The organism is Pseudomonas fuscovaginae SE-1, assembly GCF_000364705.1.
In the GTDB taxonomy this organism is placed as follows: Bacteria; Pseudomonadota; Gammaproteobacteria; order Pseudomonadales; family Pseudomonadaceae; genus Aquipseudomonas; species Aquipseudomonas fuscovaginae_A.
In genome coordinates this window covers 1-605 of the sequence record NZ_AQOH01000339.1, presented here as the reverse complement: position 1 = coordinate 605, position 605 = coordinate 1, and the positions used below count along the sequence as shown (strand labels likewise).

Here is a 605-nt window from a genome sequence, read left to right as displayed (position 1 = left end):
TGGCAACACGGACTAAATTCTCATACCAAGATAGCGATTGGCTCGACACACGCCCTCCTGAAATCAGCTGGGTAGACTATTACCAAAGAGTAACGCAAGAGCACAAACGAGCGAGAAAAACAAAAGAACTAATCAATTCCATTTATAGCACTGAGCTACCCTATAAAATCAAATTATCAAATATTTTCCAGACATGGAGATTCAACATTTATGTCGAAAAAAAAGAAGAAATCCTGAAGACTATTCAAGAGGCCGGCTTTTTCGCAAGCGGACACTATGAATCGTTGACCGGAATATTTGCCCCGGGCCAAGCACCTATCGCCGAAAAAGTTTATAAAAACATTATAAATCTATTCAATGACCGTTATTTCGACACCAACAAAGCAAGCAATCTATCTAAGTTACTAACTTCCCTACACCTCACACCACCCAGCCAGTTTTAGCAATGAAAAAGACCGTCATACTACAATCCAACTACATTCCCTGGAAAGGCTATTTCGACCTTATTTACGAGGCCGACCTATTTATTTTCTATGATGACCTTCAATATACAAAAAACGACTGGCGCAATCGAAATAAAATAAAGACTTCAAAAGGCTGTGAAT

2 protein-coding genes are annotated in these 605 nt (G+C 39.2%); both read left to right on the top strand.

Annotated features, from left to right (window positions below; translation table 11 throughout):
* Window positions 1-443, top strand: a 443-nt coding sequence (locus tag K675_RS33795; protein WP_232434481.1) for a hypothetical protein, incomplete at its 5' end; no start/stop codon positions are given.
* Window positions 444-445: 2 nt separating this feature from the next.
* On the top strand, window positions 446-605 hold a 160-nt coding region (locus K675_RS32615; RefSeq protein ID WP_198291691.1), incomplete at its 3' end, for a WbqC family protein.